Here is a 21,049-nt window from a genome sequence, read left to right as displayed (position 1 = left end):
CGGTGGCACTGTGCCGGCCGGTGATGCTGTGAGCTGGCACAGCCTGCACTGCCATCTGGGTGCCGGACCGCGGCGGGAGGCCGCCGATCCACTCGCCCTGACCGGACGGACCGACCGCTTCCTCGTCGACGCGCTCGGGCCGCGGATGGCCGAGCTGTCGCGACGGGGAGCGGTCGACGAGTGGTTCTTCGTCCGTCACACCGACGGCGGACCGCACGTGCGGGTGCGGTTCCGCGGAGCCGGCGAGCCCGCGGTACGCGCCGATCTCGCGCGGTGCGAGCCGCTGCGGGACGGTGGCCGGGTCGAGATCCGCGCCGTGCCCTACGAGCCGGAGGTGAGCCGGTACGGAGGCCGGGGCGCCATCACGGTGGCGGAGCGTGTCTTCTGCCGTTCGAGCCAGCTGGCTCTGGACGTCCTCGCCGAGCTGGCGGGCCGCGACCGCGGTAGCGCGGGTGGCAGCGATGGCGCGGGCGGCAGCGAAGGCGCAGGCGGCGCAGGCGACGGCAACGGCGGTGGCGGTGGCGGTGGTGGTGAATCGGCCAGGCGGCGGGTCTCGGCCGGGCTCGACCTGCTGCTCGCCACCGCGATCGGGTGCGGCCTGGATTCCTGGGGGACGGTGGCCTGGCTGCGTCGCCGTGCGGTGTCGGTGCGACGTGAGCCGGACGGGGCCGTGCTGGCACCGCTGGCCGCGCTGCGGGTCGAGGCCCAGGGCCCGGCCATCGCCAGGCGGTGGCGCTCCGCCGAGGTCGCGGCCGCGGTCGGGCACGGCCCCGCCGGTCGCTGGGCGGCCGATGTCCGCACCGCCGAGGCCGAGCTGGCCGGGCTGGTCACCGACCCGGATCGCCGGGCCGGGATCTGGGCCGCCCAGCTGCACATGCTGCACAACCGGCTGGGCCTGTGGCCACAGCAGGAATACGCGCTCAACGCCCTGGTTACCCTCGCGCTGCGCGCCCCGGACGGCCTCGACGCTCCCGGCGGCCCGGCGGACTACTTCGCCGCCGGCCCGGACGCCGCCGACCGGCGCTATCTGAACGCCAGCCGCTACCTTCCGTCGAGGGCCGCGGTTCAACTGCCGGCGCACCCGTCCGTCCCGCCGGTGCCAGGCTCGCCGGTTCCGGCTTCGGCGGTGCCAGGCCCGCCGGTGTCGGCGGTGTCGGCGGTGTCACCGGTGTCGCAGGTGCCGGCGGTGTCGCAGGTGCCGGCGGCGTCGGCGGTGTCAGCGGCGGCGTCGGCGGCTTCGGCCGTGCCGGTTGTGCGGGCGCCGGCTGGTGAGGTCCGCGCCGAGTTGCTGGTCGAGCTCCTGGCCGCCGCGAATCTTTGGGCCGCATCCCCGCCGGTGGGCCCGAGATCGCTGGGCCCGAGATCGGTGTGCCCGAGATCGGTGGGCCCGGGGCCGGTGGGCTCGGCGCCGGCGGGCTCGGGGGCGGTGACAGCGGCGGCGCGCGTACGGCTGCTGGTGAACGCCGACGTGGCGGGTCTGGAACCAGGCCTGTACGAGGCCGCGGCCCCCGGAGACGGAACGGCCCGCACGGAAGCCGCGCTGATCGGGCCTCCGGTGCCAAAGGTGGACCTCGGGGCCTGCCTGCCCCGGGAGACGACCGCTGCTGGCGCCGCGGCCGTCCTCGGTGTGCACGTGCGGCTGGGACCGCTGCGGGCACGCCTGGGGCTGCGTGCGCTGCGCCACGGCCTGCTGGAGGCCGGCCGGCTGGCCCAGGCACTGGCCACACGGGCCGAGGAGCTGGGGCTTGACGTGGCGGTGGTGGGGGAGTTCTTCGACGACCTCGCGCAGGAGGTCTTCCTGCTCGATGGCCTCGACGAGGTGCTCGCCTGCCTGCTTGTCGTGCGCGTGCCGCGGCGCAGCACCAGCAGCTCACCCCAAGAGGGGTAAAAGGGGCGGTCGAGCGCTTGATGGCCCGCAAGAGTGAAGGATCTCGGTCGTTGGAACGACAAAAATCCTTCACTCTTGCGACTTGCCAAGTAGGGCCGTGCCGCCCGGCTACCCGGCTACCCGGCCGCCGGGCCGGTGGGCTCTCGGAGGTCCGCCGCCTCCCGCCCGTGCCCGGCATTCGATTCCGTCCGCCGGTGCGTTGTTTCCACCGCCGGTGCCATGAATCGATGTCACGGTTCACGTCGCCGTGACATCCGTCGAAGCCTTTCAGAAGAATGCATGGCGTGGCCCGGGCGTTCACGGAGAATGACATCGAACGATGTAACGGAGAACGTCATCCCGGCCATTCGGGAGTCATTCCGGAGGAATGTCTTCCGTCGCCCCGCCGGTGCCGGCTAACTTCGAATCACACCGAGCGCGACCGGCGCCGGGGCCACCGAAGAAACGAACAGTCGAAGAAAGGGGCCGTCATGGCCGGCATCGAGGACACCAAGCAGTTCGCTGACACCTACCTGCTCATGTTCAACAAGCTGTGGGCCAACGAGTCCGAGATCTCCCGGCTGCGCTCGAACCCGCGCCAGTACGCCGTCGACGCGGGCCTGCCCGTCGAGGCCGGCCGTGAGGTCCGCATCGACGAGACCCCGATGGACGGGCTCTACACCACCGAGCGTCTCGTCCAGGACTGGGTCGGCACCGAGGGCGTTCACGTCCTGCACGCCCCGGCGGCGCCCACGTTCGACCCGGCCGAGCTGACCGACGTCGAGCTCGACACCGTCGCCGCCGGCGCGGCCGCGGTCGTCGTCATCGCCTGCTACGTCAAGACCGCTTAGTTCCAACCGGAAACCGGGTCCGCGACCTGCTCCCCGGCGAGGGGAGCAGGTCGCAATGGTCGGGAGGCAGCATGACGAGCACGGTGCCGACAGCGGGCGTCCGGACGTACCGCAGTGTGACGGCCGAACAGACCTGGGAACGAATCGCGCACCTGCTGCCGGCCGTCGGGATCACCCGGGTGGCGGACGTGACCGGGCTGGATGAGCTGGGCATTCCCGTGTACCTGGCGGTTCGGCCGACGTCGAGGACGCTGGCGGTCTCCCAGGGCAAGGGCCTGACGCCCATCGATTCCAAGGTCAGCGCGGTCATGGAGTCCATTGAGACGTGGCACGCGGAGAACGTGCATCTGGCACCCGAGCGGGTGGGCCCGGCGCGCGAGGTGTGCGAGGCCTATGACCTGCCCTCCTACGACCTGCGCAGCCTGTCGGTCGCCCCGCGCCCGCTGCTGACCGACTCCCTCGTGCTGGACTGGGTCACCGGCCCCGGGCTGCTCACCGGGACGCCGCATCCCGTGCCGCTGCCGGCCCTCAGCCTGGACGCCCGCCTGGGCATCGCCTGGGACTACATCCAGTTCCTGCCCAGCAGCAACGGTCTGGCCAGCGGCAACACCGCCACCGAGGCGAAGCTGCACGGCCTGCTCGAGATCGTGGAGCGTGACTGCACCGCCCAGCTCGCGTCGACGCCGTTGTCGCAACGGCGCTACACCGACCCGCGAACGGCGTCCGCCGGCCCCGTCCACACGGTGCTCGACGGCTTCGAGGCCGCGCGGTGCTGGCTGGAGGTCTGCGACGCCACCAACGAGCTGGGTGTGCCCTGCTACGTGGTCTACACCTGGGCCGCCGACCTGCCGGTGCTGTTCGCCGGCGCCGGCTGCCATCCCGACCCCACGGTCGCGTTGCTGCGCGCGCTCACCGAGGCCGCGCAGTCACGCCTGACGTTCATCTCCGGCACCCGCGACGACTTCGCGAACGCGATGTACCACGGCAGCCGGAACTTCGACGCCCGGCCGCCGGTGACCCATCCCGCGACCGAGAGCGTGCCGGACGCCCCGGACCTGCTCTCCTCGCTGGAGGGCATCCTCGGCCAGATCGCCCGCCGGGTGGCCGCCCGGACCGGCACGGAGCCGTTCTCCGTCGATCTCACCAGGCCCGAGTTCGCGGTGCCGGTGTGGCGGACGTTCGCGCCCGGCCTGCACTTCTCTGGAAGGCATGAGGTGAGCCGTGGCTGAGCCGCGCATCATCGCCTACGTCGGTCCCTCACTCGCCCGCGAGCAGGTGCACCGCCTGCTGCCCGAAGCGCGGATCGAGCCGCCGGTGCGCCACGGGGACCTCGCCCGCCTCGCCGCCCGGCCCGGCGACGTCGTCCTGCTGATCGACGGCCTGTTCCTGCACAGCGCGGCCGTGCGGCACAAGGAGATTCTCGGCCTGCTCGCGGACGGGGTGACCGTCGCCGGTTCCAGCAGCATGGGCGCGTTGCGCGCCGCGGAGCTGTGGCCGTACGGGATGCGCGGCGTCGGGGAGGTGTTCGAGCTCTACCGGGACGGCGTCATCGACGGCGACGACGAGGTCGCGATCGTGCACGGCGACGAGGAGGACGGGCTGCGTGCCATGTCCGAGCCGATGGTCAACATCCGGCTCGATCTCGGGCGTGCCACGGCCGCCGGGGTGCTCGACCGCGGCCAGCGTGACACGCTCGTCGCGGCGGTCAAGGCGCAGCCGTTCCGGGGGCGCAGCCTGCGCGGGCTCAACCGGCTCGCGCGGACCCTGCTGCCGGCCCGGACGGCACAGGCACTCGACGACTGGCTCGCCGCCCACCACGTCGACGCCAAGGCGGCCGACGCCCGTGCACTGCTCACCCTCGTCGCGAACCGGTCACCGTTCATCCACCCGCACGGCGGCGAGGATCTCGCGATATCCGGCCACGACACGATGTACGCCGCGAGCTGGACGCAGGCCTTCGGCGGGCGGGATGTGGCCGGGAGCTGGGTGACGCATGACGCGGTCGCGGGCGCCGTCGCGCTTGCCGACCCCGACTTCCCGCGCCGGTATCGCGCGGCGGTGCTGGCCGCGCTCCTCGGCACGCCGGCCGACACCGGGATCGGCGGGTTCAGCGGGTTCAGCGGGTTCAGTGGGTTCAGCGGGATCAGCGGGGCCACCGGGATCATCGGTGTCAGCGGGACCACCGTGGCCGCGCCGCCACCTGGGCAGGTGGAGCGGCTGTGCGTCAGCCTCGCCATCGACCGCGGCCTGCTGGACGCCGCCGGTGCCGTCGCCGACGTCTGCCTGGACTGGCTGACGCCGGCCGAGCGGGAGCTGCCCGGATCCGAGGCCGTCCTGCGGGCGCTCGCCCGCAGCCACGGCATCACCCCGGCGGCCCGGCTGGCCGTTCTCCCGACGGTGCTCCCCGCCAGCCTCGGCGAGTGGTACCAGCGGGTCGCCACCGTACGGACTTTCGCCGACCTCGCGCTGCGGCGCGGCACGCAGGGCACTGCGGGTGCGGGGGGTGCGGGGGGTGCGGCGGGTTCCGGTGGCCAGCGGCTGCGGCCCGAGCTGGTCGACCTGTTCTGCGCCGGCCTGTGGGGCTGCCCGGTCGAGGACCTCGACGCGGCGGGGTGGGACCGCGGCTTCCCCGACCGGGAGCACCTGCGCCGGTACGCCGGTGACCTCGCGGCGCACGCCCGCTGGTTTCCCACCGCCGCAACGGCTGGTGCCGCCACCGCCGCCCGCCCGTCGGAGCCGGCCGGCGCGACAGGTCCGACGCCGTGAGAACCGTGCTGGTGCACATGCCCTGGGCGGCGGTCCATGTTCCGTCCCTCGCGCTGGGGATTCTGCGGACGGCGGCGCAGCGGCGCGGGCACGAGGTGACGGTGCGGTACGCGAACCTCGACTTCGCCGACTGGGTCGTCGGCGAGATCGAGTTCGGCCGCTCCGAGCTGCAGTTCTACACCGAGTCGTCCTATTTTCTGGGTGCCGGTGACTGGGTGTTCGCCGGTGCCCTGCACGGCATGCCCGCCGACGGCGAGAGCTTCGCCCGCCTGCTGGCCGACGCCGGCGCGAGCCCCGCCCGGATCGAGCTGACCCGCGCCCTGCACCGCATCGCCCCCCGGTTCGTGGACCGGGTCGTGGCGGACCTCGTCGACCTGGACCCGGACGTGGTCGGCTTCACCACGACCTTCCAGCAGAACACCGCCAGTCTCGCGGTCGCCCGGCTACTGAAGGAACGCCTGCCCGGGGTGCGGATCGTCTTCGGTGGCGCGAACTGCGAAGGCCCGCAGGGGGTGGCGCTGCACCGCGCCTTCGGGTTCGTCGACTTCGTCGTGCGCGGCGAGGGCGAGCGGACGTTCCCGGCCCTGCTCGACGCGATCGACCAGGGCACCGTCGGATCCGTCGGATCCGACGGAACCGAGGGGCTGTCGGACCTGCCCGGGCTGTGCTGGCGGGCGGCGGACGGCACTCCTGTCGCCAACCCGGCCACCGAGATCCCGCTGCCGCCCGAGGAGATCCTGCCGCCGACCTATGACGGATTCTTCGAGCGCATGGGCGCCAGCGTGGCGGCCTCCTGGCACGCGCCGACGCTGCTCGTCGAAGGCGCCCGCGGATGCTGGTGGGGCGAGAAGCACCACTGCACGTTCTGCGGGCTCAACGGATCCCTCATGCAGTTCCGCAGCAAGAGCCCGGACGCGTTCCTGGCCGAGCTGCTCGACCTCGCCCGCCGCCACCGGGTGCTGGACTTCGTCGTCGTCGACAACATCATCGACATGCGCTACTTCGACACGGTGCTGCGTGCGCTCGCCGAGTCCGACCACGACCTGCGCCTGCACTTCGAGGTCAAGTCGAACCTGCGCCGCCACCATTTCCAGGCCCTCGGCGACGCCGGGGCGGCGCAGGTCCAGCCCGGTATCGAGAACCTCAGCTCGCACGTGCTGCGGCTGATGGACAAGGGCGTCAGCGGCTGCCAGAACGTCCGGTCCCTGCGCGACGCGCAGAGCAGTGGGGTCAGCGTCTCGTGGAACTACCTGTTCGGCTTCCCCGGGGAGCTCGACGGTGACTACACCTCCGTGCTCGGCCAGCTCCCGGCCCTGCACCATCTGGATCCGCCGGCGGGCAGCATGCGCATCTGCATCGAGCGGTTCAGCCCCTACTTCGACCGCCCGGAGCTCGGCTTCCCCGACCTGCGGCCGGCGGCGCAGTACCGGGAGATCTACCGCCTGCCAGACGACGACCTGGCGGACCTGGCCTATCTGTTCACTGCGCCGCCGCGGGGGATCGGCGGCGACCTGGCCGCCACGCTGGGGGCCGCGGTCGAACGATGGCGGGCCGAGCACCCGCACAGCCGGCTGACATACCACGACTTCGGCGACCGCATCATGCTGATCAACAGCCGGCCGGCCTACGACTGGACGGTGCTGGACCTCACCACCCCCGCCGAGCTGGGCCTGTTCCGTGCGCTGGACCAGCCGCGCGGGGCCGCCGCGCTCGCCCGCCGGCTGCGGATCGGGCCGGCGGCAGTCGCCGCGCTGCTCGAACGCTGGACGGACGCGGGCCTCGTCTTCCACGACGAGGGCAAGTACGTCCAACTCGCCGTCGAGGCGGAGAACCAGGTGCTGATGCGGGTCCGGCCCGGCGTCGTCGACGAGACGTCGGCGGCGGCCCGGCCCGCCGAACCCCCGGGGGCCGAACGCCGGGACACCGCACGCTGGGAGGAGGACCGTCGTGGCGCTGCGGCCGGCTGACCTCGCTCGCGCCGAGCCGCCGGCCGAGCCGCCGACCCAGGCGTGGCACGGGATCGGCGTCTCCGTGGAGCTGTGGCGCGACTACGCACGCGCGGCGCTGCCCCGGCCGCAGATGGCCCTCGGGACGCATCAGATCACCGGTGACCTGTGCGAACAGGCGGCCGACCTGTACGCACGGGGAGCCCGGTATGCGCGCGTCGCCGAGCCGGTGCCGCTGTGCGGCGACATCGCGGCGCCGGCGGTGCGGGCCCTCACGCTGATCCGTGAGCTGACCGCTCGCGGCTTCGCGGTGCACTGGATCGCGCGGTGTGACGCCGGCTGTGCGGACCACCGCCAGGTCGAGCACCTGTTCCCGCCGTCGTGGATCTTCGGCGCCTCGAAGGCGGCGGTCGCGCGCTGGCGGCACGGGTACTTCCCGGGCCGGTGCGTCTTCCGCAGCGGGCCCGGTTTCGTCGAGGTACGTGACCGGCGCTTCGGGCCGTTGGAGCGTCACGTCCTCGACGACCCGGACACTCTCGCGGCCATCGACGCCCTGGCCGGCGGAGCCGCGGTGGATCAGGTGCCGGCCCGGCGACGGCGCGAGCTCGTGGCGGCGCGCCTCGTCCTCGAACAGGGCGGATACGCATGGTGGCTGCCGACGCGAATCCACCGCTGGCCATTTCCGGCGCTGGTGGTCTGAGAACGGACTCGGTGGTCTCCAGAACGACGCTGTACGCCCGCTGTATGCGGCTTGTATGCGCTCCGCCGTACCATCGTCGCGTTCGCCAGACCACCAGCCCGCCGATGACGTCGAATGCGGGCCGGTGTTGCGTCCGGGTGATTGGCGCGTCAAGTCAAGGGGGAAGGTTGACAAAGACCGCGGCACCGGACGGAACCGTCGGCCCGTCGTCCGAAGGCTCGGTGAACGGTGTCACCGTGGAGGAACTGAGCCGGCTGGTCGGAATGTCACCGAGAAACATCCGGGCCCATCAGGCGCGAAAACTTCTCCCCCCGCCGGTGCGCCGGGGTCGTATCGCGTTCTACGACGACAGCCACGTCCGCCGGCTGCGCACGATCGTGGCGCTGCAGCGCCAGGGCTTCAACCTCGTCGCCATCGAGGCCATGCTCGGCGCCCGCGGCAGCGACCCTGGGGTCGCCGCGCTGACCGCGGCCCTGGGCCGGCTCGCGCTCCGAAGCCCATCGCTCGTCTATGCGCTGAGCAGGCACAACGTCGTCGCGCGGACGGAGGACGGCGACGTGCGGATCGCCCGCCCGCAGGTTCTGCGGGCGGCCCTGCGCCTGGGCGGGACCGGCGTCGGAGAGGCTGGCGCGCTGCAGGTTCTCGCGGAACTGCTCGGCCAGCTCGCGCCGGTCGCGGAGCAGCTCGCCGGCGAGTTCGCCGACCGGGTCCAGGCCGACCGGACCGAGCCGGACAGTGCCGATGCGCGGCCCCGCGACGGCGTCGACCACGTCGACCACGTCGATCACATCGGCCAGGACTCCGGTGAGCTGGTCCAGGCGATCATCGAGCTGGCCTCCGCCTCGTTCCGGGTGGCGATGGAGAACTGCAGCGAGTCGCTGGTCTCGGCGCTGGTGAACCGGCGCTTCGGGCTGGACCTGCACACCGACGTCGACCCGTCGGCGGCGTTCGACATCGGCTGACCCCGCCCCGCCGTCCCTGTATGAACGCGGCTGGGCCCCCGCACCCCCGGGCCCCCGCACCCCCGGGCCCCCGCACCCCCGGGCCCTGAGCGCCCAACCGCCCGGCAGCCCGGCAGCCCGGCAGCCCGGCAGCCCGGCAGCCCGGTTTGGCGAGTCGCAAGAGTGAACGATTCTGGTTGTTCCGACGACCGGAATCCTTCTTTCTTGCGGGTCGCCAAGGCGATCTTGTGCCCCTTTTATGCCTCTTGAGGTGAATTGCCGGTGCTGGGGGTTCGGGATCTTCGGCAGGCGGCCGTGGGAGTGCGGTTCGCATTCCGTCGGCACGGTTCCGCCAAACCCGGGCTGCTGACGCGGATCCGCCGCCTCCCAGGATTCTGCTACGGGCTTCCGGAACGACCGGAATCCTCGGATCTTCGAGCCGCGGCGCGCGGGGCATGTATTCGGTGAACAGTGCGTTATTTCATGGTGGACAACCGTATTCGCGCGCGCTCCGTGTGCACTGGAACCTATGACGGTCGCGTTTCGTGCATTGCACGGATCGCTGTCACGTTCGTGAGCTTAAGGCAGGTTTCCCGGCCATTGCTGGCGCGGCCGGTGGTTTCGCGGTGAAAGTTGTGAACAACGCAGTAGGGGGAGGTCGAGAATGCAGCATCCGCGTCTGCGTGCCGACTACGAGCCGGTCGTGGCGGCCGAGGGCGGCCAGCGCCGGCTGTTCCTGCTCGGCGAGTCACGCCGGCTCGTCGTGGACGATCCGGTGGCGGTGGACCTCGTCGGGCTGCTCGACGGCACCCGCACGGTCGGTTCGCTCGCCGTGGAGATGGACGGTCGCCATCCGCTCACCTCCGTGCTGCGCGCGCTGCGGCGTTTCGAGGCCCTCGACGTCCTCGCCGACGGCCCGGCCGCGGTGTCGCCGGAGCAACGGGCCGGCTGGGACGCACTGGGGGTCGATCCCGGGCCGGCGAGCGCCTGGCCCGGCTCGCGACCCGTGGTGGTCGTGCACACCTCCCCGGTCGTCGGGATCTCGATCGACCGGGTCCTCGCGGGCCTGGGCCTGCCCGTGCGCACCGTCAACCTCGCGGAGCCCGCCGCGGGAGCGGCCACCTACAACGCGGGAGCGGCCACCTACAACGTGGCAGCGGCCGCCGAAAGCGTGGCAGCGGCCAGCACGGCAGCCGTCGAAACAGCTGCCGATGCGGCCGCCGCGGGCGGGGACGCGGTCGTCGTGGTGACGGACTCCGCCCTGAACCCGCGGCTGCGCGCGGTGAACGACGCGATGCTGGCCAGCGGCGGGCAGTGGGTGCTGGTCCGCCCGCGCGGGGCCGTGGCGATGCTCGGCCCGCACCTCGTCCCCGGCGAGACCGGCTGCTGGGAATGCCTGCGTTCCCGCTGGCAGGAGAACGAGCAGGTCGAGAACTACCTGGCCAGGATCTGCCCGGACCGGCCCCGCCCGTCGGCGGCCCGGGGGGAGCTCCCCGGCACCACGGTCGCCCTGGCCGGGCTGCTGCTGACCGAGCTGGCGGTCATCGCCCAGTCCGGCGGCTCGCCCCGGCTCACCGGCCGGATGCTGGCCCTCGACACCCGCGACCATGCCATCTCGTACCACACCCTGGTCCGCCAGCCTCAGTGCCCCGCCTGCGGGGACCCGGGCCTGCTGCGCAAGGCCGACCCGAAGGTGACCGTCACCGCCCGCCCGGCCGGCGCGGACTCGCGCGCGGTCGCCGCCACCGACCTGGTCGCCCGGCTGGGCCACCAGGTGAGCCCCTACCTGGGGGTCGTCACCCGACTGACACCGATCGACGACCGCAGCGACGGCGTGACGTTCGGCTACGCCGCCGGCCACAACTTCGCCCTCGGCCGTGACCTCGACATGCTGCGCAGGAACCTGCGCGGGCAGAGCGGCGGGAAGGGCCGCACCGACGTCCAGGCCAGGGCCAGCGCGCTCGGTGAGGCGATCGAGCGTTACTGCGGCCTGTGGCGGGACGACCGGGCGACGCACCGGGCGAGCTTCGCCGCGCTCGGCCCCGAGCGGGCGGTGCCGCTGCGCGACCTGCTGCTGTTCTCCGACGCGCAGTACGCCGACCGGGACCGCCGCAACGCCGAGTCCGGCCCGTTCCACTGGATCCCGCGCCGGGTCGCGGACGACGTCGAGATGGAGTGGACACCGGCCTGGTCGCTGACCGCCCAGCGCACCCGCGACCTGCCCGCCGCCTACTGCTGGTACGGGCATCCCGACCGGGACGTCCTGGCCGGCGCCGCGGCGGACTCCAACGGCTGCGCCGCCGGCTCCACCCTGGAGGAGGCGATCGTCCAGGGGTTCTGCGAGGTCGTCGAACGCGACGCCGTCGCCTTGTGGTGGTATCACCGCTCCCGGGTGCCGGGCGTCGACCTCGACAGCTTCGACGACCCCTGGGTCGACGACGTCCGCCGCTTCCACGCCGACCGCCTCGACCGCCGCCTGTGGGTTCTCGACCTCACCACGGACCTGGGGATCCCGACCTACGCCGGGGTGTCGAGCCGCGTCGGCGCCGCCACCGAGGACGTCGTCGTCGGTTTCGGCGCCGCGCTCGACCCGCACGTGGCGCTGGTGCGGGCACTGACGGAGGTCAGCCAGTTCCTGCCGTCCGTCGCCCACCGCAACCCGGACGGCACCACCCGGTACGGGCTGAACGACCCGGCGAGCCTGCGCTGGTTCACCACCGTGCGCACCGGCGACCCCGAACAGGCCTGGCTGCTCCCCGACCCGGGGCGCCCGCCCCGGCCGGCTGCCGCCCACCCGCGCCGCGCCGCCGCCGGTGACCTCGCCGCCGACGTCGCGACCTGCGTCGACGCCGCCGCGCGGGCCGGCCTGGAGGTGATCGTCGTCGACCAGAGCCGGCCCGACATCGACCTCGCGGTCGCGAAGGTCGTGGTGCCCGGCGCCCGGCACTTCTGGCGCCGGCTGGGCCCGGGCCGGCTGTGGGACGTACCGGCCCGGCTTGGCCGCCACCCGGTCGCCCGCGACGAGACGGACGCCAACCCGCACAGCGTCTTCTTCTGACCCGCACGCCGACCGCGAGAAAGCTGGTGATCTGCCATGGGCCTGGGCGGCCACGACGCGTACCGCCTCCGACACGACGCGACGGTGACCCTGCGCGAGGACGGTGCCCTTGTCCTGCGGGTCTCGCGGTTCCGACTCGTCCTGGACGACCTCGGTGTCGGCCGGCGCTCGACCCTGCTGCGGATGGCCGAGACCTGGACGACGGACACCGAGATCGGTGAGCTCGTCGCCGCGGTCGAGGGCGAGACCCGGATCCTGCAGGTCCAGGTGCTCGTCCGCGGCCTGCTCGCGCACTCCTGGCTGGGCCGGCGCCGGCAGTTCGACGGCCGGACCCTGCTCGAGCTGATTCCCCGCGGGCTGGGGTCGAACAGCCTGCCCCCGGCGGTGGGCCACGACCCGCGGACCCGCTACCGGCTGTCCAGGTTCGCGCAGCTGCGCAGCGCGGGCGGACGTCTCGTCGCCGAGACCCCGCTGAGCACGCTCGCGGTGGCCGTGCCCGATCCCGCGGTGGTCGGCGCGCTGACCCGGGCGGCCGCGGCGGAGGGCATCGACCTCGGTGGCTTCGCGGGCGGGCTGGGCGCGGACGAGGAGCTGGCCGGCCGGGTCCTCGACGACCTGCTCACCGCCCGGGTGCTGATCAGCGCGACGGCCGCCGAGCAGGAGCACGAGGCGGCGCCGCTGGCCCCCTGGTCACCGGCGGAGCTGGCACTGCACGAACGGTCCCGCCCGGGCCGGCACATCCTGCCGGTCGGCGGCACCTACCCGCTGCGCGGGCGGGTCGAGCCGGAGCCGCTGGCGCGCACCTTCGAGGGCGCCGAGTCCGTGCCGCTGCCGGAGCCCGACCTCGCGCTGGTCGCGAAGACGGACCCGAGCCTCACCGAGGCCATCGCGGCCCGCCGCACGATCCGCCGGCACGACGCCGAGGCGCCGATCACCGTCGCGCAGCTCGCCGAGTTCCTGCACCGGGTGCAGCGTACGACCGTGTCCGGCGAGGAGGGCGGCGCCGAGGTCGGCCAGCGGCCGTACCCGATGGGTGGCGCCCTGTGCGAGCTGGAGGTGTACGCCCTGGTCCACCGCTGCGAGGGGCTGGAGCGGGGTGTCTACCACTACGAGGCGGCCGGGCACCGGCTGGAGCGGCTCGGGCCGCTGGAGGGCGCCGCGACCCGTGCCCTGGAGTACGTCACGGCCTCGGCGCGGTTCACCGAGCCGCCCCAGGTCTACCTGGTGATCACGGCCCGGGTCGGCCGGGTCATGTGGAAGTACGAGGGTTTCGGCTACGCGCTGATCCTCAAGCACGCCGGGGTGCTCACCGAGCTGATGTACCTGGTCGCCACGGCCATGGGGCTGGCGCCCTGCGCCGTCGGTGCCGGCGACGCGACGGCCTTCGCCCGGGCGGCCGGTGTCGACCCGCTCGCCGAGCCCGCCATCGCGGACTTCGTTCTCGGCTCGTGCCCGCAGGAACTCGGACTGTGCCCGCAGGAAAAGGTGGAAGAGAAGTGATGTTCCGACGCCGCGCGCTGCGGCAACTGGACGCCCCTGAGCAGCTGGACGAGGCGATTCGGCTCGCGACCGTGCCGGGCTGGCTGGTCACCGCCGTGCTGGTGGTCGCGGTCGGCGGCGCGGCGGTGTGGGCCACCGTGACGTCGGTGCCGCGCACCGTCGAGGCCCGCGGGGTGATCACCCATTCGGCCGGCGTGTCGAGCCTGGAGGCGACCGCGGCCGGGCTGGTCACCGACGTGTGGGCGGGTGCCGCCACGAACGTGAAGAAGGGCGACCGGCTGTACCGGCTGACCGGCGCCGACGGCTCCGCGCAGGACGTGACGGCTCCCTGGGACGCCTACGTCACGAACTGGCAGGTCCGCCAGGGCCAGCTGCTGCAGCCCGGCATGGCGGTGGCCGAGCTCGTCCGGCTCGACACCCCCGGCGACGGCCTGCTGGCGCGGGTCTACCTGCGCTCCGGCTACGCGCCGATGGTCAGCGTCGGCATGCCGGTCGACGTCGAGGTGGACGCGGCCCCGGCCGCCGTCTTCGGCACGCTGCGCGGCACCATCACCGCGGTCGGTGCCCAGCAGGAGAGCACCGAGACCATCCGGGCGTTCACCGGGAGCTCGGCCGACGTCCCGAGCCTGCTCGACGGCGGCAACGTCATCGCGGTCACCGTCGCGCTCGAGGCCGACGCGGGCAGCGGGCTGCGCTTCTCGAAGGCCCAGCCTCCGTTCGCGCTGACGGCGCTGAGCATGACGACCGCCGAGTTCACCATCGCCAAGGAGCGCCCCGTCGACTGGCTGGTGCGTCGATGAGGCCGCCGTGGCGTGCGGTGCGGCTGCCGTGGCGCGGCGCGAGGGGCGTGCGGCTGCCGTGGCGCGGCGCCGCCGACGCCGAGCGCCGCGACCGGCCGCGCCGCCGCCGGGTCCACACCCCGACGGTGATCCAGATGGAGGCGGTGGAGTGCGGGGCCGCCTCGCTGGGGATCATCCTCGGCTACTTCGGACGGTTCATCCCGCTGGAGCGCCTGCGTGAGACGTGCGGGGTCAGCCGGGACGGCTCGACCGCGTCGAGTGTGCTCAAGGCGGGCCGCCAGCACGGCCTGATCGCGAAGGGCTTCCGGATGGACCTGCCGCAGCTGGCCACCGCCCGGCTGCCCGCCATCCTGTTCTGGAAGTTCGAGCACTTCGTCGTGCTCGAGGGCATGAGCCGGCGCAAGGTGTACATCAACGACCCGGCGACCGGGCCGCGCGCGCTGGGCTGGGACGAGTTCGACGCCTCCTTCACCGGTGTGATCCTCACCTTCGAGCCGGGGCCGGACTTCGCCCGGACGAGCCGGCCCGAGAGCACGCTGCACAAGCTGCTGGCCCGCTGGCGCGGCCTGGGGTCGGTGACCCCGCAGATCCTGCTGCTCGGCCTGCTGGTGGCGCTCGTCGGCCTCACCACCTCGATGTTCACCCGGATGTTCGTCGACCGGGTGCTGCTGGCCGGCGACTCCGGCGCGGTCGTCGGCCTGGTCGCGGCGATGGGCGCCGCGGTCGGCCTCACCCTCGTCGCGAGCACGCTGCAGCAGCGCCTGCTGCTGCGCGCCGACAGCGTGCTCGCGCTCAGCAGCGCCGCCCGGTTCTTCCGGCGGCTGCTGCGGCTGCCGGTGGCCTTCTTCAGCCAGCGCCAGGCCGCCGACCTCGGCCAGCGGGTGCGGGTCAACAACGTCGTCGCCGACATGCTGACCCGCCACGTCGCGGTGAGCGTCGTCGACACCGTCCTCGTGCTCACCTACGGGGCGCTGCTGTGCTGGTACGACCTGCTGCTCGGGGCGATAGCGCTGGGCTTCTCCGGGCTCAACGTCGTCGTCCTGCGCTGGACGGCACGCCGCCGCACGAGCGCCGTGGCCGGTCTGCAGGCCGAGCGCGGCAAGCTGATCACCGCCGCCTACACCTCGATCCTGATGATCGAGTCGGTGAAGGCGGCGGGGGAGGAGGAGCACGCGTTCCGCCGCTTCGCCGCCCGCCAGGCGGCGGTGCTCTCCGGCCAGCAGAAGCTCGGCGTGCCGACGGCGGTCATCTCCGTCGTGCCCGCGCTGCTCGCCGCGCTGAACACCGCGCTGCTGCTCGGGCTCGGCAGCTCCCGGGTCTCCGCCGGCACGATCACCATCGGCCTGCTCGTCGCGATGCAGGGCCTGATCGCGGCGATGAACCGGCCGATCAGCGAGCTCGCCGGGCTCGCGACCCGGCTGGAGAACATGAGCGCCGACCTCAACCGGGTGCACGACGTGGAGCGCTACCCGGACCCGGCGGGGCGCGCGCACACCGGCCCGTGGGGGCGGATGTCGGGCCATCTGCGGCTGGAGAACCTGACCTTCGGCTACAACCCGCTCGCCGAGCCGCTGCTGCGCGACTTCAGCCTCGACATCGCCCCCGGCCAGCGGGTGGCGCTGGTGGGCGCGTCCGGCAGTGGGAAGTCGACGGTCGGCCGGATCGTGGCGGGGCTGTTCACCCCGTGGTCGGGCCGCGTCACGATCGACGGCCGCACGGTGAACGACACCGACGCCCAGCTGTGGGCCTCCTCCGTCGCCCTCGTCGACCAGGACCAGGTCTTCTTCGACGACAGCATCCGCAACAACCTCACCCTGTGGGACGGCACCATCACCGACGAGGAGCTCGCGGAGGCGCTGCGGGACGCGTGCGTGTACGACACGGTCACCGCCCGGCCCGGCGGCCTCGCCGCACCGGTCCGGGAAGGCGGCAAGAACTTCTCCGGCGGGCAGCGCCAGCGCCTGGAGATCGCCCGGGCGCTCGTCCGGCGCCCGTCCCTGCTCGTGCTCGACGAGGCGACCAGCGCGCTGGACCCGGCCACCGAGCTGGTCGTCGACCACAACCTGCGCCGCCGCGGCTCCACCTGCCTCATCGTCGCCCACCGGCTGTCGACCATCCGCGACAGCGACCTGATCGTGGTCCTCGACCGCGGCCGGGAGATCGAGCGCGGCACCCACAGCGACCTCATGGCCCGGGGCGGGCACTACGCCGGCCTCGTCCGTCAGCAGTGAGAGGGACGGACATGACGGACATGCAGACCACGCCCACCGAGCCCACGCCTGCGCGGACCCCGGCGCGGACGGTGCCGTCCGCGGTGGGCTCGGCCGCGTCGGAGGCGTCCAGGTTCCTGGACGGGAAGCGGGCCGCCTTCCTCGTCGACGGCGGAGCCGCGGACCTGTTCGCGGTCCGCCAGACCGACGACGGTTCCGCGGCGCTGCGCAACCCGGTCGCCCGGCTGCCCGCCGGCAGCGTTGCGCACACCTGCGCGGCCACCGGGACCTGGCGGCTGCTGCTCGTCCCGCTCCCGGGCACCCGGCTGCGCGAGATCTCCCACGAGCGGCTGCGGCGGCTGCGGCAGATGGTGCGCGACGCCGACCAGCCCTCCGGCGCCGACTCGCCGGGGGCGACGGTGCAGTCGGCCGCGCTCGGCTTCACCGTCGGTGTGGACCGGGGCCTGCTGGCGATCGCGACGGCGCTCGGCCGGGGGTCGCCGCCGCGCGGCACCACGATCATCCAGCCGGGTTCACAGCCCACCCTCGCCGCCGGCGACGCCCTCGCCGCGAACGGCTCCGTCACCTGGCTGACCCCGCTGGACGGCCAGCTGCTCCCGGACGACGACACCCCCGCGGCCGACACCCCCGCGGCCGACACCCCCGCGGCCGACACGGCCGGGACCGACACGGCCGGGACCGACACCGCGCCGGTCGCCCTCGTCGGCCGGGACTGGGTGGTCGCGCGGACCGCCTGCACCCTGCGCAGCGAGACCACCCTCGACCTGCTGCGCTCCGGCCAGCTGTGGGAGGTGCTCGAGAACCACGGTGCCCGGGTGCTCGCCGCCGCCGAACGCCGGATCCGGGAGGCGGAGGCGGAGCACCTGCGCCGGCTCGACGACCGCCACCGGGTGAACGCCGCCGTCGTCCGCAACGCGGCCCGCCAGTCGCTGCGCGTGCTGGGGATCGGCGCGCACCGGGTGCGGCTCGGGGACGCCCCGGTCACCGAGGTGGACCGCCTCGCCCGCGGCGCCGCGGTGCTGCGCGTCGTCACCGGCGACCCGGAGCTCGTCCGGGAACCGGTCGACCGCGGGCAGGAGCCACGCGACGAACGGGAGGCCCTGCTCGCCGTCGCCCGCAGCTCGGCGCTCTACACCCGGGAGCTCGCGCTGCCGGCGGGCTGGTGGCGGCGTGACTTCGGCCCGCTGGTGATCTGGCGTCCGATCGGGGAGCAACCCGAGCTCGACCCCGTCGACGAACGGCCGGTGCTGGCGCTGCCGGCGGTGTTCCGCCGCGGCCGCTACCACACCGTCGACCCGGACACCCTCGCGCGCACCCCGGTAGGACGTGCCGAGGCGGCCGGCTTCGCCGAGCACGCGCTGACCGTCCAGCTGCCGATGCCACCGGGCGGGGGCCTGCGCGGCCTGCTCGGCGCCGGGGTGCGCGGCGCCCGCCGGGACGCCGCCGGGGTGCTGCTCACCGGGCTGCTCGTCGCGGCGCTGGGCCTGGCCACCCCGCTGGTCACCGGCGACGTCCTCGGCCGGCTCGCCGCCGGCGGCGGCTCCGACCGGCTGCTGGAGGTCTCCGCGCTGTTCGTGGTGACCGCGCTGGTCGCGGCCATGGTCGGCGTCATCAACAACCTGATGTTCCTGCGCCTGGAGGGCCGGCTGGAACGCGACACCCAGATCGCCGCCTGGGACCGGTTGATGCGGCTGCCGCTGCGCTTCTTCGGCAGCACCAGCAGCGGCGAGCTGACCAGCATGGTCATGGGGATCACCTTCGTCCGGGAGGCGCTCGGCGGGCTGCTCGCCCAGGCGCTGTCCGCCGGACTGGTGATCGTCATGGTCGTCGTGCTGCTGTTCGCCGTCGACGCCGCCGTCGCCGGGCTCGCGCTCGCCGTCGTGGCCGCGGTGGCGCTGATGACCCTGGTGCTCGGCGCGGTCGTGGTGCGCCGGCAGCGGCGTGCGCTGCCTGCCGAGCACCGGATCGCCGCGCTGACCAACCAGATCATCGACGGCATCACCAAGGTCAAGCTGGCCGCGGCCGAGGACCGCGCCTACGCGCAGTGGGCCGGGGTCAACACGACCGCCGAATGGGGCATGCGCCGGGTGCGCGGCGTGCAGGCGATGCTGCTGGCGATGACGGCGGCGATCCCCACCGCCGGCCAGCTGCTCCTGCTGGCGGTGCTGGCCGGGCCGCTGGCCGGACGGATCGGCACGGCGCAGTTCTTCGTGGTGAACGCGGCGTTCCTGATGCTCATGGGCATGCTGATGGTGCTCGTCAACGCCGGCGTCGAGGCGCTGGCGCTGCTGCCGCGGATCGAGGATCTCGCGCTGGTCGCCGACACCGAGGTCGAACGGCGTGCCGACCGGGTTGACCCGGGTGAGCTGCGCGGCGGGATCGAGCTCGCCGACGTCAGCTTCGCCTACTCCGACGACGGGCCGATGGTGCTCGACCGGCTCTCACTGCAGATCCAGCCGGGCCAGTTCGTCGCGATCGTCGGGCCCAGCGGCTGCGGCAAGTCCACCCTGCTGCGCCTGCTGCTCGGCTTCGACCAGCCGCTGGCGGGCTCGGTGCTCTACGACCGCCAGGACCTCAGCGAGCTCGACGTCACCGCGGTGCGCCGCCAGTGCGGTGTCGTCCTGCAGAACGGGCAGCTGTTCGCCGGCTCCATCCGGGAGAACATCGCCGGGGCGGCCGACTACCCGCTCGACCGGCTGTGGGACGCGGCGCGGATGGCCGGCATCGACACCGACATCGCGGATCTGCCGATGGGGATGGCCACCGTGCTCCCGTTCGGCGGCGGCACCCTGTCGGTCGGGCAGCGCCAGCGGCTGCTGATCGCCCGGGCGCTGGTCGGCCGGCCCCGCATCCTCTTTTTCGACGAGGCGACAAGCGCACTGGACAACCGCACCCAGGAGATCGTCACCACCAGCACCCGGGCGCTGGCCGCCACCCGGGTGGTCATCGCGCACCGGCTGTCCACCATCGCGGACGCCGATCTGATCATCGTGCTCGACCGGGGCAGGGTCGTGCAGCAGGGCCGGTACGCGGACCTGATCGCCGACTCCGGCGGCATGTTCGCCGAACTCGCCCGCCGGCAGCTCCTCGACGACGCCGACACCGATGCCGACACCGACGTCGCCGCCGGGGGCCAGCCACAACCGTGACACCCGAGGGCCGGTCCGGTCCGTCCACTCCGGACGGACCGGACGACCCACCGATCCGAAGGAGGATTCAGGTGACACCACGGGAGCGGGCGGTCTTCGTCGCCGCCTACACCAACCTCGTCGTCGACGTGTGGTCCAACCCGCACAGCGAGCGCCAGCTCGCCGACGACCCGCGCGGGCTGCTCGCCCGTCACGGCGTGCCGGTGCCGGCCGGGACACGTGTCGTCGCCGTCCGGGACGTCGCCGGCAGCGAGCCGGACCTCGACGTCCAGGTGCGGTACTGGCAGGAGGCGACGTCCACCGGGGAACTGCGCCTCGTCGTGCCGGCGCTCACCGAGCTGGCCACGGCCGAGCTTGACGAGGCCGAGCTGGACAGCGTGGTGGCCGGCGTGCAGTCGACCTGCGCCTGCTGCTGCCCCTGCTGCTGCAGCTGAACGCCACTGCGGCTGCCTCTGACCCTTGGCCGGCCGAGCTCTCGGCCGCTGCTGCCGAGCAAGAGCTGAGGATTGTGGTTGTCGGAACGACCGCGATCCTCAGCTCTTCGAACCGCCGCCTCGAACCGCCGGGTTCAGCCGGCAGCCGGTGACCGCCGGGCGCCGGAATCATCGGGAACGCACAGCGGCAGGCCGAAGCTCGCGCAGATCGTGATCGGGTTCGTGTATTCCTCCACCTGGGTGATCAGGTCTTCTCGCCAGTCGAGGCGGAAGACATACGTGTTCCGGTACGGTTTTCCGGCGGCGGTGACGAAGTCGCCGTCGGCCTGCATGAACGATGTCGCCCCGTCGCCGGTGACGCTCACCCGGGTGTCGGTGAAACGGACCGTGCTCACCATGGTGGAGATCTGCCGGAGGTTGGCCAGTGCCGCCGCCCGGTCGCCGAAGTACGACTGGTCGGCCCGATCACCCGAGAAACTCATCGCGACCCGCCAGGTGGCGTCGGGCGCCAGCATCGCCTCCATGGTCGCCGTGTCGCGCCGTTCCATCGCGCGAAAGAAGTCCAGCGTCCGCTGCCGTACGGCCTCGGGCTGATCCTTCGGGGCCCCGGTCGCCCGAGCTGACGTCGTGTACGGGCTGGATTCCTCCTCGGCTGGGCCGGAAGTGCCGGCGCAGCTGGACAGAGTGGCAATCACAAGGGTTCCCAGCAGGGTGGCGAGAAGCGTGGGTGATCGGAACATCCATTTCGCCGGCACGGCAGGCAGCGCCTTTCGGGGAAGTAGTGAAGAGAACCTCGGGTGCGGTAT

At 73.3% G+C, this 21,049-nt stretch carries 14 protein-coding genes; 13 read left to right on the top strand and 1 reads right to left on the bottom strand.

Going from position 1 to position 21,049, the window contains the following annotated elements:
- The first annotated feature begins 28 nt into the window (after positions 1-28).
- From ACG83_RS28295 to ACG83_RS28235, 13 genes are all read left to right on the top strand, one after another.
- Complete coding sequence (locus ACG83_RS28295; RefSeq protein ID WP_152991537.1) at positions 29-1,888, top strand: thiopeptide-type bacteriocin biosynthesis protein; 1,860 nt, start codon at positions 29-31, stop codon at positions 1,886-1,888.
- A gap of 470 nt (positions 1,889-2,358) precedes the next feature.
- On the top strand, positions 2,359-2,718 hold the full coding sequence (locus ACG83_RS28290; RefSeq protein WP_054569302.1) for a hypothetical protein: 360 nt from the start codon (positions 2,359-2,361) through the stop codon (positions 2,716-2,718).
- Positions 2,719-2,789: 71 nt separating this feature from the next.
- On the top strand, positions 2,790-3,947 hold the full coding sequence (locus ACG83_RS28285) for a YcaO-like family protein (protein ID WP_054569301.1): 1,158 nt from the start codon (positions 2,790-2,792) through the stop codon (positions 3,945-3,947).
- Positions 3,940-5,484, top strand: a complete 1,545-nt coding sequence (locus tag ACG83_RS28280; RefSeq protein WP_054569300.1) for a TfuA-like protein — start codon at positions 3,940-3,942, stop codon at positions 5,482-5,484. Before ACG83_RS28285 ends, ACG83_RS28280 begins: the two co-directional genes overlap by 8 nt.
- On the top strand, positions 5,481-7,451 hold the full coding sequence (locus ACG83_RS28275) for a RiPP maturation radical SAM C-methyltransferase (protein ID WP_083473629.1): 1,971 nt from the start codon (positions 5,481-5,483) through the stop codon (positions 7,449-7,451). Before ACG83_RS28280 ends, ACG83_RS28275 begins: the two co-directional genes overlap by 4 nt.
- Positions 7,432-8,130, top strand: coding sequence for a DUF5825 family protein (locus tag ACG83_RS28270; RefSeq protein ID WP_235498241.1), 699 nt, complete (start codon positions 7,432-7,434; stop codon positions 8,128-8,130). Before ACG83_RS28275 ends, ACG83_RS28270 begins: the two co-directional genes overlap by 20 nt.
- Positions 8,131-8,297: 167 nt before the next feature.
- Positions 8,298-9,092: a MerR family transcriptional regulator gene (locus tag ACG83_RS28265; RefSeq protein ID WP_054569299.1), complete on the top strand. Its 795-nt coding sequence runs from the start codon at positions 8,298-8,300 to the stop codon at positions 9,090-9,092.
- 643 nt (positions 9,093-9,735) lie between these two features.
- Positions 9,736-12,129, top strand: a complete 2,394-nt coding sequence (locus tag ACG83_RS28260) for a TOMM precursor leader peptide-binding protein (RefSeq protein ID WP_054569298.1) — start codon at positions 9,736-9,738, stop codon at positions 12,127-12,129.
- A 36-nt stretch (positions 12,130-12,165) separates the two neighbouring features.
- The gene (locus ACG83_RS28255; RefSeq protein WP_054569297.1) at positions 12,166-13,629 is read left to right on the top strand and encodes a SagB family peptide dehydrogenase; all 1,464 of its coding nucleotides are present in this window, start codon (positions 12,166-12,168) and stop codon (positions 13,627-13,629) included.
- On the top strand, positions 13,629-14,429 hold the full coding sequence (locus tag ACG83_RS28250; protein WP_054569296.1) for an HlyD family efflux transporter periplasmic adaptor subunit: 801 nt from the start codon (positions 13,629-13,631) through the stop codon (positions 14,427-14,429). The genes ACG83_RS28255 and ACG83_RS28250 overlap by 1 nt, the downstream gene beginning before the upstream one ends.
- Positions 14,426-16,660 carry an NHLP family bacteriocin export ABC transporter peptidase/permease/ATPase subunit gene (locus tag ACG83_RS28245; protein ID WP_235498240.1) on the top strand — a complete coding sequence of 745 codons (2,235 nt, stop codon included), beginning with the start codon at positions 14,426-14,428 and terminating at the stop codon, positions 16,658-16,660. Before ACG83_RS28250 ends, ACG83_RS28245 begins: the two co-directional genes overlap by 4 nt.
- 11 nt (positions 16,661-16,671) lie before the next feature.
- Positions 16,672-19,809, top strand: coding sequence for an ATP-binding cassette domain-containing protein (locus ACG83_RS46200; RefSeq protein ID WP_200931388.1), 3,138 nt, complete (start codon positions 16,672-16,674; stop codon positions 19,807-19,809).
- Between the two features lie 71 nt (positions 19,810-19,880).
- Complete coding sequence (locus ACG83_RS28235; protein ID WP_054569295.1) at positions 19,881-20,243, top strand: hypothetical protein; 363 nt, start codon at positions 19,881-19,883, stop codon at positions 20,241-20,243.
- Between the two features lie 134 nt (positions 20,244-20,377).
- On the opposite strand, the gene ACG83_RS28230 is transcribed toward ACG83_RS28235, so the two are convergent.
- Positions 20,378-20,983, bottom strand: coding sequence for a nuclear transport factor 2 family protein (locus ACG83_RS28230; RefSeq protein WP_054569294.1), 606 nt, complete (start codon positions 20,981-20,983; stop codon positions 20,378-20,380).
- Positions 20,984-21,049: the final 66 nt, after the last annotated feature.

The organism is Frankia sp. R43, assembly GCF_001306465.1.
GTDB lineage: Bacteria > Actinomycetota > Actinomycetes > Frankiales > Frankiaceae > Parafrankia > Parafrankia irregularis.
This window is presented reverse-complemented; position numbering and strand designations above follow the sequence as displayed.

Coding starts and splice junctions, on each gene's coding strand:
- ACG83_RS28290 (WP_054569302.1), top strand. CDS start 2,359: ATGGCCGGCATCGAGGACACCAAGCAGTTCGCTGACACCTACCTGCTC.
- ACG83_RS28285 (WP_054569301.1), top strand. CDS start 2,790: ATGACGAGCACGGTGCCGACAGCGGGCGTCCGGACGTACCGCAGTGTG.
- ACG83_RS28260 (WP_054569298.1), top strand. CDS start 9,736: ATGCAGCATCCGCGTCTGCGTGCCGACTACGAGCCGGTCGTGGCGGCC.
- ACG83_RS28255 (WP_054569297.1), top strand. CDS start 12,166: ATGGGCCTGGGCGGCCACGACGCGTACCGCCTCCGACACGACGCGACG.
- ACG83_RS28250 (WP_054569296.1), top strand. CDS start 13,629: ATGTTCCGACGCCGCGCGCTGCGGCAACTGGACGCCCCTGAGCAGCTG.
- ACG83_RS28245 (WP_235498240.1), top strand. CDS start 14,426: ATGAGGCCGCCGTGGCGTGCGGTGCGGCTGCCGTGGCGCGGCGCGAGG.
- ACG83_RS46200 (WP_200931388.1), top strand. CDS start 16,672: ATGACGGACATGCAGACCACGCCCACCGAGCCCACGCCTGCGCGGACC.
- ACG83_RS28230 (WP_054569294.1), bottom strand. CDS start 20,983: ATGTTCCGATCACCCACGCTTCTCGCCACCCTGCTGGGAACCCTTGTG.